Source organism: Duganella sp. GW822-FHT06D06, from assembly GCF_058799615.1.
Window position 1 is genome coordinate 16,666 of record NZ_JBXALQ010000010.1, and the last position, 13,983, is coordinate 30,648.

At 66.2% G+C, this 13,983-nt stretch carries 9 protein-coding genes; all 9 read left to right on the forward strand.

What is annotated here, in order from left to right; genetic code table 11:
* Nucleotides 1-57: 57 nt before the first annotated feature.
* From AC1RMD_RS18810 to AC1RMD_RS18850, 9 genes are read left to right on the forward strand one after another with little or no spacing between them, the layout of a single operon-like run.
* On the forward strand, nucleotides 58-1,452 hold the full coding sequence (locus AC1RMD_RS18810) for a DUF1329 domain-containing protein (RefSeq protein WP_492928220.1): 1,395 nt from the start codon (nucleotides 58-60) through the stop codon (nucleotides 1,450-1,452).
* Between the two features lie 27 nt (nucleotides 1,453-1,479).
* Nucleotides 1,480-3,108, forward strand: coding sequence for a DUF1302 domain-containing protein (locus AC1RMD_RS18815; protein ID WP_492928222.1), 1,629 nt, complete (start codon nucleotides 1,480-1,482; stop codon nucleotides 3,106-3,108).
* Nucleotides 3,109-3,121: 13 nt separating this feature from the next.
* Complete coding sequence (locus AC1RMD_RS18820) at nucleotides 3,122-5,539, forward strand: efflux RND transporter permease subunit (protein WP_492928223.1); 2,418 nt, start codon at nucleotides 3,122-3,124, stop codon at nucleotides 5,537-5,539.
* A gap of 15 nt (nucleotides 5,540-5,554) precedes the next feature.
* A complete protein-coding gene (locus AC1RMD_RS18825; protein WP_492928225.1) occupies nucleotides 5,555-6,544 on the forward strand; it encodes a WD40/YVTN/BNR-like repeat-containing protein in 990 nt (329 codons plus the stop codon).
* Between the two features lie 25 nt (nucleotides 6,545-6,569).
* Nucleotides 6,570-8,006: an amidase gene (locus AC1RMD_RS18830; protein ID WP_492928226.1), complete on the forward strand. Its 1,437-nt coding sequence runs from the start codon at nucleotides 6,570-6,572 to the stop codon at nucleotides 8,004-8,006.
* A gap of 1 nt (nucleotide 8,007) precedes the next feature.
* Nucleotides 8,008-9,351 (forward strand): APC family permease, encoded by a 1,344-nt coding sequence (locus tag AC1RMD_RS18835; RefSeq protein ID WP_492928228.1) that lies wholly within the window; start codon nucleotides 8,008-8,010, stop codon nucleotides 9,349-9,351.
* An 18-nt stretch (nucleotides 9,352-9,369) separates the two neighbouring features.
* Nucleotides 9,370-10,926, forward strand: a complete 1,557-nt coding sequence (locus AC1RMD_RS18840) for a flavin monoamine oxidase family protein (RefSeq protein WP_492928229.1) — start codon at nucleotides 9,370-9,372, stop codon at nucleotides 10,924-10,926.
* 21 nt (nucleotides 10,927-10,947) lie between these two features.
* The gene (locus AC1RMD_RS18845; protein WP_492928230.1) at nucleotides 10,948-12,480 is read left to right on the forward strand and encodes an aldehyde dehydrogenase family protein; all 1,533 of its coding nucleotides are present in this window, start codon (nucleotides 10,948-10,950) and stop codon (nucleotides 12,478-12,480) included.
* A gap of 14 nt (nucleotides 12,481-12,494) precedes the next feature.
* Complete coding sequence (locus tag AC1RMD_RS18850) at nucleotides 12,495-13,931, forward strand: amidase (RefSeq protein WP_492928232.1); 1,437 nt, start codon at nucleotides 12,495-12,497, stop codon at nucleotides 13,929-13,931.
* The last annotated feature ends 52 nt before the right edge of the window (nucleotides 13,932-13,983 follow it).

The window sequence follows — 13,983 nt, forward strand, 5'->3', positions numbered from 1 at the left end:
TGAATATTTATTCGGTTATAGTCTGCACATAAAAATAATCATATCGGAGACAAGAAGATGGCTAAGCAAACACCTTACGGCGTCATGCGCCGCTTGATACTGGGCGGCATGTGGCTGGCCGGCGCCAGCGGCGCGGCAATGGCGGCCGACGCGACCCAGCTCGGCACCACGTTGACCCCGCTGGGCGCGGAAATGGCAGGCAGCAAGGACGGCCGCATCCCGGCCTGGAAAAACGAAGTCCAGTCCACCGACGGCTGGGCCTGGGGCAAGTCGCGCAAGGAGTTCTGGAAGTACAAGAACGACGCTTCCCAGTACACCATCAACGCCGCCAACATGGCCCAGCACGCCGATGTGCTGACGCCGGGCCAGATGGCGCTGCTGAAACAGAATCCCGGCTTCCAGATGGACGTCTACCCAACCCGCCGCAGCTGCGGCGCACCGGACTTCGTCGCCGACAACACCCGCAAGAATGCCACCACCGCCAAGATGGGCGCCGACGGCTGGAGCCTGAAGACCGCCGTCGTGCCAGGCATTCCATTCCCGCTGCCGACCACCGGCGCGCAAGCCATGATGAACATGAAGCTGCGCTATCGCGGCGTCGGCGTCGAGTACCAGAGCGGCTACACCATGGTGTCGCCACGCCGTGGCAGCGAAGACTGGATCACGGCCGGCTACGAGCAGAACTACTTTTTCCCGACCGGGAAGAAGGGCTCGTTCAACCTGAGCGAGGTCGGCAACGTCGAGTACTACACCTACTTCACCTACAAGTCGCCGGCCGCGCTGGCTGGCCAGGCGCTGGCAGCCAACATCCTGTTTGACAGTTCGAGCAACGAAACCTTCTACTATTTCCCGGGACAGCGCCGCGTGCGCCGCCTGCCGGCCTATGCCTACGATGCGCCGCAGATCGGTTTCGAGAACCAGTACCTGCTGGACGAAACCGCCATGTTCACCGGCACGCTGGACCGCTTCGACTGGAAGATCGTCGGCAAGAAGGAAGTGCTGGTGCCGTACAACACGTTTGGCGCGTATGACTTCAAGGCCAAGATCTCGGACGTGGTCGGCCGCAACGCGTTGGTCGCCAGCGCCCGCCGCTATGAGCTGCACCGCGTGTGGGTGGTGGAAGCGACGGTGAAGCAGGGCGCGCGCCACGTGTCGCCCAAGCGTACCTACTACCTCGATGAAGACAGCTGGAATGCAGTATTGGCCGAGGACTACGACGTCCAGGGCGCACTGTGGAAGGTTCGTGAAGGCTACCTGGTACCGGTCTACGAGACGGGAACCTGCGATGTGCTGGCCTTCAGCCAGTACAACCTGCCGGAAGGCCGCTACGTTTTCGACTTCACCACCGTCGGCGCTGGTACCGACGTCAAGTGGCTGACGGAAAGCCGTGGCGAACGCACCAAAGCGTCCTTCTTCACCTCAGAAAACCTGCGCGCCATCAGCGACCGCTGATCCGTCCACCACATTCCGGAGTCTTCAATGAACAAGCCATTTATCATGGCCTGCGCGATCGGCACGTCCATCGCCAGCCAGGGCGCGCGCGCCGAAACCTTTAGCAACGAGTACGTCAAGGGCAGTTTCGATTCCACCATCAGCATCGGCACCGGCATCCGCGCCCGTGGTCCGAATCCTACGCTGATCAGCGCCGGCAACACCGGTGGGCCGGAAGGCCAACTGTCGCCCACCAGCGGCCTCGGCGACCAGGGCGACCTGAACTACGGCAAGGGCGATGCCTTCACCACCTACCTGAAGGGCTCGCACGAACTGCTGCTCAGCTTCCCACAAGGGATCACCGCGATGGGCCGGGTCAGCTGGCTGCGCGACTTCACGTCCACCCACACCACCGGCTGGACCAGCGTCGGCACGCCGCCCGGCCTGGACGGCAACCTGACCGAGGACGCCCGTAAGGACCTGCGCTTCAAGGCCCGCGTGCTGGATCTGTGGATCAGCAAGCGCTTCGATCTCGACGGCCACATGCTGCGCATCCGTGCCGGTAACCAGGTGATCAGCTGGGGCGAAAGCCTGTTCATCCCCGGCGGCATCAACGTCACCAACGCGGTCGACCTGATGCGTTTGTCGCAGCCGGGCACGCAATTGAAGGAAGCCATCCTGCCGGCGCCCATCGTCAGCGCGGCCGCAGGGCTGGGCAATGGTTTCAACGCCGAAGCCTATGTGCAGCTGGGCTGGAACGCCAACTACATGCCGCCAACCGGCAGCTACTGGTCGACCTACAACGGCATCGGCGCCGGTCACGACGACTACTTCCTGCAAGAGACCAAGGCCCGGAACGGCGGCCAGTGGGGCTTGTCGCTGCGCTACCAGCCGCCGGGCACGCAGCTGAACCTGGGCGCCTACGCCATCAACTACCACGACAAGTCGCCGTCGTTCACCTTCAACAACCCGAACGGCGCGCTGGGCTGGGTGTACGGCGAAGACCGCAAGCTGTACGGCATGTCGGCCAACTTCCCGGTCGGTAACTGGGCGGTCGGCGCCGAGTTCTCCTACCGTCCGAAGGACGCCGTGACGATCAACTCGGCCACCACCGGTTGCGCCTCGCAAGGCGGCAAATGCTGGGTCGACACCACCCGCACGCAGGCGGCCGTCACCGGCATGTTCAGCCTGACGCCGGACACCGCGTCAACCCTGCTGGGCCTGTTGCATGCCGATTCCGGCAACTTCATGGCGGAAGCCGTGGCGATCCGCTTCCCAGACATGCAAACCCAGTACGGCGACGACCTGGTGTCGGCCGGCGGCTGGGGCTGGGGCCAGGAGTACTCGGCAGCAGGCACGCCGCGCCAGGTCGGCACGCGCAACTCGTCGGGCGTGAACTTCGACTTCAGCTGGGTGTATGACGGCACGCTGATCCCCGGCTGGCAGGTGGTGCCGGAGGTGTACTACTTCCGCGCGCTCAGCGGCCGCACGCCCAACGGCGCGGCGACGTTCATGAAGGGGGCGCAATCGGTCAACTTCACGGTCAGCTTCATCCAGAACCCGGCCAACTGGCAGGCCTCCATCAATTACGCCCGCTTCATGGGCGGCAAGACGGTGTTCGACCAGCCTTACCGCGACCGCAGTTTCGTCGGCCTGACCCTTTCGCGCAACTTCTGACCGGACCGTAACAATGACATTTTCCCCCGCCCGTTTATTGGCGCGTTTTGAAACGGTCTGCTTCACGCGGCGCAACTGGTTGATGGTTGCGCTGCTGGGGTTGACCGTGCTCATGGGCTGCCTGGGTTGGCGCTTGCGGATGGAGGCCGGCTTCGAGAAACAGATGCCGACCGACCATCCGTATGTCGAGACCTTCCATACCTACCGCGACGATGTGATGGGCGCCAACCGCCTCAACATCGTGGTGCGGGCGCGCACCGGCACCATCTGGAGCGCCGCCGGCCTCAAGCGGCTGTACGAGGTCACCCAGGCCGTCACCTTCCTGCCGAATGTGGAGCGGCTCGGCGTGCAATCGCTGTGGACGCCCAACACCTTCGTCAACGAAATCACCGAGGAAGGCTTCCGCGCCGATCCGCTGATCGACGGCAGCATCACCCCGGACCGGCTGGACGCGGCCGCCATCGCCGGCATCCAGGCGGCGGCGGTGCAGGGCGGCTTCGTCGGCACGCTGGTGTCGCGTGGCCAGGACAGCGCCATGATCAGCGCCGAACTGCTGGAGACCGACAAGGACGGCCACAAGCTGGACTACGTCGCCTACAACGACATCCTGGAGCAGCTGCGCCAGCGCTTCGAGGACCAGGACTTCAGCATCGAGATCATCGGCTTCGCCAAGCAGGTGGGCGAGATCGCCGATTCGGCCAAGTCGGTGCTGCGCTTCTTCGGCCTGGCCTTGTTGTTGACGGCCGGCGCAGTGTACTGGTATTGCCGCTCGGTGCGGTTCACGCTGCTGCCGATAGTTTGTTCGCTCAGTTCGCTGGTGTGGCAGTTCGGCGCGCTGCAGCTGCTGGGTTTCGGCCTGGATCCGCTGGCGGTGCTGGTGCCGTTCCTGGTGTTTGCCATCGGCGTCTCGCACGGCGTGCAGCAGATCAACTACATCGTGCGCGAAGTCTCGCTCGGCAAGAGCTGCATGGACGCTTGCCGCGCCAGCTTCTCCGGCTTGCTGATACCGGGCACGCTGGCGCTCGCCACCGCCTTCGTTTCCTTCGTCACGCTGCTGATGATCCCGATCCCGATGGTGCGCGAACTGGCGATCGCCGCTTCGCTGGGCGTGGGGTTCAAGATCGTCACCAACCTGGTGATGCTGCCGGTGGCGGCCTCGTACTGCCGCATCGACCAGTCGTATGCCGACGCGGCGATGGTGCTGCGTGAAAAGCGGGCCGGCTGGCTGCGTGTGCTGGCCCGCGTGGCCAAGCCGCGCAACGCGGCGATCTGCCTGGCCGTGGTGGGAGCCATCTTCAGCCTGGCTGTCTGGCAAAGCCAGGGCCGGGTGGTCGGCACGGTGGAGCCGGGCGCACCGGAACTGCGGCCGGACGCCCGCTTCAACCGCGATGCCGTTTCCATCGCCAGCAACTATGACACCGGCCTCGACTGGCTGACCGTCATCTTTGAAGCGAAGGTCATCGCCGGCGCGGCTGGCGGTGCGGCGGGCCAGGCGGACGGGCAGGGCGTGGGCTTCTGCGGCAATTCCAACATCGGCTTGTTCCAGGATCGCTTTACCTGGGCCATGCAGCCGGTGCCGGGCGTGTTGTCGATCGCCTCGTTCTCGGACCAGATGAAGCAGTACAACCGTGGCTACAACGAAGGCAATCCGAAGATGGAGGCGATTCCGCTGGACTCCGCCAACTTCGCGGGGCTGGCCACTGAAATCGCCCGCACTCGCGGCACCATGCGCAAGGATTGCAGCATGACGGCGGTGCACCTGTACCTGACCGACCACAAGGCCGTCACCATCAATCGCGTGATCGCCGCCGTCGAAGCGTTTTCCGCCAGCCAATCGGCGCCCGGGATCACGATCCGTCTTGCTTCCGGCAATGCCGGCGTGCTGGCTGCGGTCAATCAGACGCTGGAGCACAGCGAGCTGCCGATGATGTTGTGGGTGTATGCCGCCATCGTGCTGCTGGTGCTGGTCACCTACCGCGACGTGCGGGCGGTGCTGGCCTGCTGCCTGCCGCTGACGGTGGGCACCTTCATCGGCTACTGGTTCATGAAGGAGCTCAACATCGGCCTGACAGTGGCGACGCTGCCGGTGATGGTGCTGGCGGTCGGCATCGGCGTCGACTATGCGTTCTACATCTACAACCGCTTGCAGATGCACCTGGCGAACGGATTGCCGATTGTGAAGGCGGTCGAACAGGCCATCCTGGAAGTGGGCACGGCGACCATCTTCACCGCCGTCACGCTGGCCGTGGGTGTGGCGACCTGGTCCTTCTCGGCCCTGAAATTCCAGGCCGACATGGGCAAGCTGTTAGCCTTCATGTTTATGGTCAACATGATCATGGCCATGACCGCGCTGCCGGCCTTTGCCGTGTGGCTGGAACGTTTATTTCCACGCAAGACTCCGGCCCGCGCGCCGGGTCTGCTCCAGCATTGAACCGACGGGGGAGCCATGAACCGTAACTTGAAACACATATTGGCCGGACTGCTGGGCGCCGCCGCGCTGCTGCCGCTCGCCTGCGGCGCCGAACCGTCCGCCTGGCCCGTGGGCTTGCGTGCAGCCGCCAACGTGGCCCATGCGGCCCAGGCCAGCATGCTGGCCACCGCCTGGGCAGGCAAGCGCATCGTCGCGGTTGGCGCGCATGGCGTGGTGCTGCTGTCGGACGACCAGGGCAAGCAATGGCGCCAGGCCGCCAAGGTGCCGCTGGACGTCACGCTGACCTCCGTGTCCTTCGCCAACGAACATGAAGGCTGGGCGGTCGGCCATGCCGGCGTGGTGCTGCATACCAGCAACGGCGGCGAGGAATGGTCGGTGCAGCGCAGCCAGCCTGAGCAGGACCGTCCGCTGTTCGCCGTGCATTTCTTCGATGCCCAGCACGGCGTCGCGGTCGGCTTGTGGTCGCTGGTGTTGACCACCACCGACGGCGGCCGCCACTGGAGCACCCGCGAACTTGAAGCGCCACCCGGCGCCCGCCGCGCCGACCTCAACTTGCTGGGCCTGTTCGCCGGCCAGGGCGGGACGCTGTATGCCTCCGCCGAAAAAGGCTATGTGCTGCACTCGGCCGACCAGGGCCTCAGCTGGAATTACCTGGCCACCGGCTACAAGGGCTCGTTCTGGGCCGGCACCGTGTTGCGGGACGGCGGCCTGCTGGTCGGCGGTCTGCGCGGCGCGCTGTACCGCAGCGGCGACGCCGGCCAGAGCTGGACCCGCATCGCCACCGGCAGCACCGCCTCGATCACCAGCGTGGTGCGCACCGGCAGCGGACACGACGTGCTGGCGGTGGGCCAGGACGGCCTGGTCCTGCGCAGCGCCGACGACGGCGCCAGCGTGCAGGTCAGCTACCGGACCGATCGCCTGCCTTTGTCGGCCGCCTTGCCGCTGGCCGGCAACGCCCCACCCATGATGTCCGCCCGCGGCCCGGCCCCGGCGGACCACAAATAGATCGACCATACAAGGACACACGAACATGACCATGCTGCATAAATCCGACGAACTCTGCTATCTGCCCGCTACCGAGGCCTTGCAGCTGTTCCGCTCGCGCGACCTGTCGCCGGTGGAACTGCTGGATGCCTGCCTGGCCCGCGCCGACCGGCTAGAACCAGTGCTGAACACCTTCAGCGCCCAGCGCCGCCAAGAAGCCAAGGCCGCCGCGCGCGACGCCGAGCAGGCTTACGCCGGCCGTGGCGCCATGCCGCGTCCGCTGGAAGGCATCCCGGTGTCGCTGAAGAACGAACACACGCTGGTCGGCTGGGTCACGACCAAGGGCTCGTGGCTGCAAGGGAACACCCCGGACACGGTCAACGCCCCGGTCAGCCAGCGCCTGCTCGACGCCGGCGCGGTGATCCACGCCCAGACCAACGTGCCGGAGTTCTACATGGCCGGCTTCACCCGCTCGGTGCGCCACGGCGTGACGCGCAACCCGTGGAATCCCGAGATGACGCCCGGCGGCTCCAGCGGCGGCAGCGGCGCCGCGCTGGCGGCCGGCCTGACGGCGCTGGCGTCCGGCTCGGACATCGGCGGTTCGATCCGCATCCCCGCCAGCTACTGCGGCGTGGTCGGCCTCAAGCCCAGCTACGGCCGCGTGCCGGTCTCGCCGATCGGCTACGCGCTGCATCCGATGAACCACATCGGCCCGATGGCGCGCACCGTGGCCGATTGCGCGCTGATGTTCAATATCATGAACGGGCCGCACGTACGCGACCCGGCCACCATCAGCCCCAAGCTGGAGGTGCAGTTGGACTTCCTGCCGGTGAAGGGCTTGCGCATCGCGCTGTCCTACGACCTGGACTTCTGCAAGGTCCACGCCGATGTACGCCAGTCGATGGACCAGGTGGTGCAGACGCTGCGCGCGCAGGGCGCCATCGTCGAGCAGGTCACGCTGGGCTGGGACAGCAGCGCCGCCGACGCGCTGGAACACCGTCTGGGCTACGAGACCGGCCGCGCGTTCGCCGTCCGCATCCTGGAGCAGGAGCTGGAGACCAGCGACTACATCCGCCACTTCGCCGCCGCCGGCCTGTGCATGACGGGCGAGCAGTACCTGGCCGCCGACGTCACCACCGGCCGCATGTACGACTCGCTGGCCGAGGTGATGAGCCGCTACGACGCGCTGATCTGCCCGACCATGGGCGCCATCGGCGGCCTGGCCGAAGGCGAGCGCGACAGCATGGCGGTGCTGCGCAACGACGCGCTGACCTTCCCGTTCAACCTGCTGAGCCGGCACCCGGTGCTGAGCGTGCCGTCGGGCATCGCCAGCAACGGCATCCCCACCGGCGTGCAGGTGGTCGGCCGCACCTTCGACGAGACCACCGTGTTCCGCATCGGCGCGGCGGTGGAGGCGGGCGTGTGGCAAGGCAAGCGTCCCGATCCGGCCATGACGGCCCGCCATCCACTTGGAGCAAGCTGATATGTCCGACGCCACTCCGAATGGCAAGCTGAAGCGCGCGCTCAGCTACAGCGACCTGGTGTTCTACGGCCTGGCCTACACCGCGCCGGTGGCGCCGCTGACGATGGCCGGCTTTGTCTGGACCGTGTCCGGCGGCCTGCCGATGCTGGCCTATGTGCTGGGCGCGCTGTGCGTGTACTTCACCGCCAGCAGTTACGCGGTGATGACCTCGGCCATGCCCAGCGCCGGTTCGGTGTACGGCTTCGCCAGCCAGACCATGGGCCGCTTCGCCGGCTTCATCGCCGGCTGGATGATCTTGCTGGACTACCTGCTGGTGCCGGCCTTCACCTACGCCCTGTGCGCGGTGAGCCTGGAGGAACTGTTGCCGCACGGCGACCGCGCCACCTGGATCGTGGCGACGGTGGTGGCGACGTTTGCGGTGAACTGGTTCGGCATCAGCGTCACCTCGCGCGTCAGCTTCCTGTCGGTGGTGCTGCAACTGGTGGCGGTGCTGGTCATCGTGGGAATGTGTTTGTTCGCGCTGTTCGGCGGCCACGGCAGCGGGGCGCTGACGCTGGCGCCGCTTTTCGACGCCGGCAAGTTCCACGGCGCCAGCGTGCTGGCAGCCACCTCGATCTGCGTGATGTCCTACCTGGGCTTCGACGCCGTCTCGACCTTGGCCGAGGAAGTCAAGGATGGCAACACCCGCGTGGTCGGCAAGGCCATCATGACCAACCTGGCCATCACCAGCTGCATCTTCGTGCTGACCTCGTGGGTGGTGGGCAACCTGCTGGTGGGCTTCCCGGTGCAGGATCCGGCCACGGTGATCTACGAACTGCTGGCTTCCATCGGCGGCCCAAAGGCTTCGCTGGCGCTGGCGTGGTTCCTGATCCTGGTGGTCGGCGTGCCGAACGTGCTGCCGATGCAGGTGGGCGTGGCGCGGGTGCTGTTCGCCATGGGCCGCGACCGCAGCCTGCCGTCGGTGCTGGCCAAGGTGCATCACCGGCACGGCAACCCCTACGTCGCGATGATCGTGTCGACCACCATCTCGCTGGGCATTGCCCTGCTGATGCGCAACAACATCAGCGACCTGGCGATCTTCATCAGCGTTGGCGCGCTGGTCGGCTTCCTGTTCGTGCACCTGTCGGTGCTGACGCATTTCGGCCGGCTTGGCGGACGGCGCTGGTGGGCGCATGTGATCGTGCCGCTGTGCGGGCTGTCCGCCGTGCTGATTATCCTCATCAACCTGAACGCCACGGCGCTGACCGTGGGTGGCTGCTGGTTCGCGGCCGGTTTGGGTTACTGGCTGTTTTCGCGACGCAGCCAGGGCGTCCCCAGCGACGTATTCCAGCAGACCAACCCATAACTATCAGAAAGAGACAACATGGCACATTCTCCTTTGAAGCGTATCCTGGCCTCCGTCATGGAGGTGGCGCGCCTGCGCCAGCGGCATGGTTTGTCGAGTGAAGCGGCGCTGGCCTTGCTGCGCGAGCGGCGCGCGCTGCTCAAGCTGTCGGCGGTCGGCTCGGCGGCCATGCTGGCCAGCGGCCCGCTGATGGCGGCAAGCCGCATCCGCCGCGAGCGCGGCGATGTACGCGTGGTCATCGTCGGCGCCGGCCTGGGCGGCCTGGCCTGTGCCTACGACTTGAAGAAGGCGGGCATCTGCGCCAGCGTGTATGAAGCGTCGGACCATCTGGGCGGACGTTGCTCGTCCAACACCACCAGCTTCCCGGGCCAGGTGGCGGAAAACGGCGGCGAGTTGATCGACACCGGCCACCTTGAACTGCGCCTGCTGGCCGCCGAACTGGGCCTGACACTCGATGACCTGAACGCCTACGACGAAGCGCAGGGCGGCGAGCTCACCTTCTGGATCGACGGTTCGCGCTACACCTGGGACGAGCAAGTGGTCGACTTCGAGGCCTTCGTCGGGCAGATCGACGCCGACAACAGGGCGGCGCCGTGGCCGCAGACCTACGACAACCACAGTGTGCGCGGGGCCGAACTGGACAACATGTCGGTCACGGACTACATCAGCGCCTACGTACCCGGCGGCCTCGATTCGCGGCAAGGCAAGCTGTTGAAGTTGCTGATGGACGCTTCGTCCGGCATCGCCGCGACCGAGACCAGCGCGCTGGACCTGGTGGGCTTTTTCGCCGCCAGGGGGTCGGACGAACGCTTCCACATCCGTGGCGGCAACGACCAGCTGGTCAGCCGCATGGCGGCCACGCTGAACAGCGGGCAGATCATCAAGAACCACGCGCTGACCCGCATCGTCAAGAACGTCAACGACAGCTACAGCCTGACCTTCAAGAACGGCGCCAACACGGTCCAGGTGCAGGCCGACCACGTGGTGCTGGCCTTGCCGTTCTCCATCTTGCAAAGCGCCGTGGACTACAGCGGCGCCGGCTTCGATGCGCGCAAGGTCGACACCATCCGCAACTTCCGCATGGGCATGCACTCGAAGTTCCAGATGCAGTTTGAACGCCGCATTTGGCGCGAGCAGGGCTACACCGGCCTGAGCGACAACGACACCGGCTACCAGATCAGCTGGGAAGTCACGCGCGCCCAACCCGGCACGGCCGGCATCCTGACCTGCTTCTCGGGCGACGCGGTGGCGGTGGCGATGAACGACAAGCCGATCAACCTCAAGGCGGTCGACATGTTGGACGGCCTGAACCTGACCTTCCCCGGCATCAAGCCCTTGTGGAACGGTCGCGTGGTGCTGAACTATTGGCCCGGCTACCAATGGACCAAGGGCGCGTACACCGCGCATCCGAAGGGCAGCTACACCACATGGTACGGCTATGCCGGCGTGCGGCAGGGCAATTGCCATTTCGCCGGCGAACACGCATCGGTGCAGCACTCCGGCTTCCTGAACGGCGCGGTGGAAACCGGCCAGCGTTGCGCCAAGGTCATCGCCCGCGCAGTGCAGGGACACTAAACTTTATCAATTGGAACCAAGATGCACGTGAATTTTTCCTGTTTCACCCCGCTGCGCGCGCAGGTCTACCTGGATGGCGGCTATGTCGTGCCGTTGACTGGCGATACCAGGCAGGCCGTCAACCCGGCCACGCTGGCGACTGTGGGGAGCTACCCGGTGTGCGCGGAGGCCGATGTCGAACGGGCGGTGGCTTCGGCCAACCGCGCGCAACAGCTGTGGAAGCAGACCGACACGGCCAGCCGCGCCGCGCTGCTGCACGCCATCGCCCACGCGCTGGAAAACGCCCCCATCCGCAGCGAGGTCGCCAAGCTGATCTGTCGCGAAATGGGCAAGCCTTACCCGGATGCCTACGGCGAGCTGGCGATCTGCGCCTCGGTGTTCCGCTACTACGCCGAAATGGCGCGCGACGACGGCGGCAAGGTGGCCGGCAGCAACCAGGCCGGCTCGTTCCAGCACATGCGCTACGAGCCTTACGGCGTCAGCGTGCACATCCTGCCGTTCAACTATCCGATCCTGCTGCTGTGCTGGACCGTGGCCGCCTCGCTGGCCGCCGGCAACGCCTGCATCATCAAGCCGGCCGAGGCGACCGCGCTGTGCACGCTGCGTTTCATGGAATACTTCGCCGCCTTGCCGCCCGGCCTGGTGGCCTGCCTGCCCGGCGACGCCCGCACCGCGCAATTGCTGATCCAATCGCCTGGCACGCACGCGGTGGCCTTCACCGGCAGCGTGGCGGCGGCGCGCGCGGTCGGCGTGGCCTGCGCCGAGCGCATGAAGCCTTGCGTGCTGGAAGCGGGCGGCAGCGATCCGATGATCATCTCGCGCCACGCGCCGCTGGAAGTGGCGGCGGCCGGTTGCGTCAACTCCGCCTTCCTGCTGAGCGGGCAGGTGTGCACCTCGTCCGAACGCTTCTTCGTGGTCGACCAGATCCACGACGATTTCGTCGCCGAGTTCGCGCGCCGCACGGTGCAGCTGCGCGTCGGCGACGGCATGGGCATGGCGGAGATCGGCCCGCTGGTCAGCCAGGCCGCGCGCGACAAGGTGGCGCGGCTGGTGCAACAGGCGGTGGAGCAGGGCGCCACGATCGTCTGCGGCGGCCGCATACCGCCGGACTGTCCGCCCGGGTGGTTCTACGAGCCGACCATCCTCACCGGCGTTACGCCGCAGATGGCCATCATGCGCGAAGAGTGCTTCGGCCCGGTGGCGGCGATTTGCCGCGTGGCCGATTTCGACGAGGCGCTGCGGCTGGCCAACGATTCCGAATTCGGCCTGGGCGCCTCGGTCTTCACCACCGACCTGGCCGAGGCCATGGAAGCGGCCAACCGGCTGGAGTCGGGCATGGTCTGGATCAACAACCCGCTGATCGACAACGACGCGCTGCCTTTCAGCGGCAGCAAGATGTCCGGCCTGGGCTGCGAGCTGGGCCGGCAGGGACTGGACGCCTTCCGCCGCAGCAAGATGGTCATCATCGATCACCAGCCGCGCATCCACGACTGGTGGCTGCCTCGCCCTGACGCAGCGTTTTACCCGGCCCAAGCGGCCGCAACCGACGAATAAAGACTGGAAATTTCATGCAACACGCAAACTATCTGCCCGCCACCGAACTGCTGGCGCAATTCCGCACCGGAACGCTGGACCCGGCTGACTACCTGGAAACGCTGATCGAAGCCGCTCATCGCCAACAAGCGACGGTGAACTGCGCCGCCAGCCTGCACTTGGACGCGGCCCGCGCAATGGCGCTGGAAGCCCGTCGCCGCTATGCCGAAGGCACGGCTCGTCCGCTGGAAGGCGTGCCGGTGATCATCAAGGAAGAGACCAGCGTCAAGGGCTGGCCGCGTCCGCTGGCCTCGCTGGTCTACCGCGACAAGATCGCCACCGAGAACCATCCCATCGTCGACAAGCTGCTGGAGGCGGGCGCGATCCCGTACTTCCAGGCCACCAATCCCGAGTTCTGCGTGCTGGGTCATACCTGGAGCAAGCTGTACGGCGTGACCGGCAATCCGTGGGCGACCGCGTATTCCTGCGGCGGTTCCAGTGGCGGCTCCGGCGCGGCGCTGGCGGCCGGCGTGGCGCCGTTGGCGACCGGCAGCGACATGGCTGGCTCGATCCGCCTGCCGGCCTCGCTGTGCGGCGTGTACGGCTACAAGCCGCCGTTCGGCCGCCTGGCCTGCGCGCCTGGCGACGAATACATGGCGCAGGCCGTCGAAGGGCCGATGACGCGCACCTTCGACGACCTGGTGCTGATGCAAAACGTGCTGGGCGGCCCGCATCCGAACTCCTACACCACGCTGCCGTTCACGCCGCTGCCGACCGAGTACGGCGACCTGCACGGCATGCGCATCGCCTACAGTCCGGCGTTCGGCCATCCGGCGCTGGCGGACGATATCCGCCGCAATATGATGACGGCGCTGGACGGCCTGCGCGAGCGCGGCGCCGTGATCGAGGAAGTGGCGCTGAACTGGGACCTGGAAGAAATCAACGATGTCTTGCTGGAGGGCTTACGCGCGCTGTTCGTGGACGAGTTCATGCGCGACATCCCGCACGCCGAGGTGCACAAGCTGAACAGCTACACCGCCGATCTGTACGAAAAGGCCGGCGGACCGCGCGCCTCGATCATGCCGAGCGCCGCGCTGGGCCAGCGCTTGCAGCGCGAGATGCAGGAGAAGGTCTGGGGCAAGGGCTACACGGCCTTTATCTGCGCCTCGATGCTGACCACCGACCTGGCCGCCGACCAGGATCCGGTGGCCGAGCCCATGCTCGACATCAACGGCCAGCAGATCGACGCCTACCTGGGCTGGTGCCTGACGCCGCCGTTCAACCTGCTCAACCGCTATCCGGTGATGGCGGTGCCGACCGGCCTGTCCGAACTCGGTGTGCCGACCGGCATGCAGATCGTCGCCAACGCCTACGACGACGAGACGGTGTTCCGGGTCGGCGCCAACCACGCGCGGGCCGGCACGTCGAAACTGTTCATCGAACGCTTTCCCACCATGGGCCCGGCAGCTTGAACTGCTGTGGCATAATCGGCGCTCTGCGCCGCTCTTCGAACAGTCACTGAAA

Bases quoted from the DNA above. Each gene is read 5' to 3' on its own strand.
- AC1RMD_RS18810 (WP_492928220.1), top strand. From the start codon at position 58: ATGGCTAAGCAAACACCTTACGGCGTCATGCGCCGCTTGATACTGGGC.
- AC1RMD_RS18815 (WP_492928222.1), top strand. From the start codon at position 1,480: ATGAACAAGCCATTTATCATGGCCTGCGCGATCGGCACGTCCATCGCC.
- AC1RMD_RS18820 (WP_492928223.1), top strand. From the start codon at position 3,122: ATGACATTTTCCCCCGCCCGTTTATTGGCGCGTTTTGAAACGGTCTGC.
- AC1RMD_RS18825 (WP_492928225.1), top strand. From the start codon at position 5,555: ATGAACCGTAACTTGAAACACATATTGGCCGGACTGCTGGGCGCCGCC.
- AC1RMD_RS18830 (WP_492928226.1), top strand. From the start codon at position 6,570: ATGACCATGCTGCATAAATCCGACGAACTCTGCTATCTGCCCGCTACC.
- AC1RMD_RS18835 (WP_492928228.1), top strand. From the start codon at position 8,008: ATGTCCGACGCCACTCCGAATGGCAAGCTGAAGCGCGCGCTCAGCTAC.
- AC1RMD_RS18840 (WP_492928229.1), top strand. From the start codon at position 9,370: ATGGCACATTCTCCTTTGAAGCGTATCCTGGCCTCCGTCATGGAGGTG.
- AC1RMD_RS18845 (WP_492928230.1), top strand. From the start codon at position 10,948: ATGCACGTGAATTTTTCCTGTTTCACCCCGCTGCGCGCGCAGGTCTAC.
- AC1RMD_RS18850 (WP_492928232.1), top strand. From the start codon at position 12,495: ATGCAACACGCAAACTATCTGCCCGCCACCGAACTGCTGGCGCAATTC.